Source organism: Planococcus sp. RAB007_Raresut (assembly GCF_057369535.1).
This window is the reverse complement of record NZ_JBXYIF010000022.1, coordinates 1-1,624: the sequence shown is the minus strand read 5'-3', so window position 1 is coordinate 1,624 and position 1,624 is coordinate 1. Positions and strand designations below refer to the sequence as shown.

At 33.3% G+C, this 1,624-nt stretch carries 1 protein-coding gene; it reads right to left on the bottom strand.

Translation table 11 applies throughout. The features are described 5' to 3' along the window. Window positions 1–339 precede the first annotated feature (339 nt). Window positions 340–1,575: a tetratricopeptide repeat protein gene (locus tag AC2Q9J_RS17540; RefSeq protein ID WP_499041946.1), complete on the bottom strand. Its 1,236-nt coding sequence runs from the start codon at window positions 1,573–1,575 to the stop codon at window positions 340–342. Window positions 1,576–1,624: the final 49 nt, after the last annotated feature.

Below are 1,624 nucleotides of genomic sequence, written 5' to 3'. Positions count from 1 at the left end.
GAAAATACAATTTTAGCCATAAGAAGGGTTGCTTTTTAGTTTCATGTACAGCTTCTTCTATTTTACTAGTAATTCCGTTTTTAAAGTATTGAGAAAATTTGATAAAAAACTTGAGATGAAAGCACAGAGTTCCTGGAATTTTATTAAATACCACTATTATCACCTTATTGCTGTAGTTACAGCTTTCTTTAATATGCTTTCAAAAAAAATTATGTGCTTTTATTTAAAGTTACAGTTCTAATGCTTTAAAAATTCAAAGAAAGGAAAAAACATCTTCTTCAATGAATAACCATTCTAATGGCCACTCATAGAAGAAGATGTCTTCTGTTTCTCCTGCCATTAACTTAAGGCTTCCGCAGTAACATCAATATAGATGTCGGCAGCTTGTTTGTACTTTTTATTCTTGTAATAATATTCTCCAAGTAGAGTTAATGCTTGAATATAATCATCTTTATCCCCGAACTTTTTGAAGAACGGAACCATCTCTTCTTTTAACGTGAGTTCCCATTGCGGATGAACAGGGCCAAGTTTGTACTTATAATTTAAAATCTGAAATTTATAGTGATATTCTTCATTGTTCAACTCTTTGGCGAGGATAATTCCCAAGTCGCGAAACTTTATCGCTTCTACATTTTGCTTGAGTTCGCAATATATAAGTGAAAGAAAATAATAAGACTTTAAAAGTGAATAAGGGGTACGGTCCATGTCCATGCTTTCAATGATTGCTTTCTCTGCTTCTTGAAAATCGTTTTGGTGGTAGTAAATTACCCCAATGTTATGGAGAATTTTAGATCTTAACGAGTTTTCTAACTCATTGCTTGCTAATATTTTTTCAAAATCCTCTCTAGCCAGCTGATATTCCTTCATCAACAGATTATTTATAGCAAACATCATCTTGCATTTAAGCACTTTTTTATAGTCTAAGTTTTTTTGATAGATCAGTTCGCATTTTTTAATGTACTGATTGGAATTCAAAAATTTCCTCAACCGGCTATAGATTATAGCTAATGAATAATAGACGTCCGCTTCTTGAAGGCCCACCACCTCACCAAGCAAAACGGCTTCTTGAAAGTAATAAGCAGATTGATGCCAGTCGTTTGTTTTATAATGATAAATTCCTTGGATTTTTCGCATATGATATCTTTGTTTGGAATCCATGTAGGCATAGGATGCAGAAAGCTGTTCAATTTGTTGAAGTGGTGCATGCCCTTCAGACTTAAGCAGAAGATGGACTGAGAATAATTCATAATAAATTCGCAGGAATTGGCTTGAGATGTAATCTTTTTTCAAATCTATGCGATCTTTTAGAAGAAGAGCATCCTGATAACGTTCTTGGTTTATTAATGTATTCCATTCTAAAAGCTCTTCCAAGATTTTCGGGCTGGTTATATTCTCAATTTCTTTAGGGTTCAAGCCTAATCTTTTACACAGGTGCAGCAGTATATCATTACTTGGTTCCAGCTGATTATTCTCTAATTTACTCAAGTAAGGAATAGAGCAAATCCCTTCAGATAAAATTTCTTGAGTCAGTTGATTTTTCTTTCTGAAATATTTGATAACCTCACCGATGGTCATGGAGTTCACCCTTATCCCTAATTTACAGATTTTCTAAATTGTACCATGA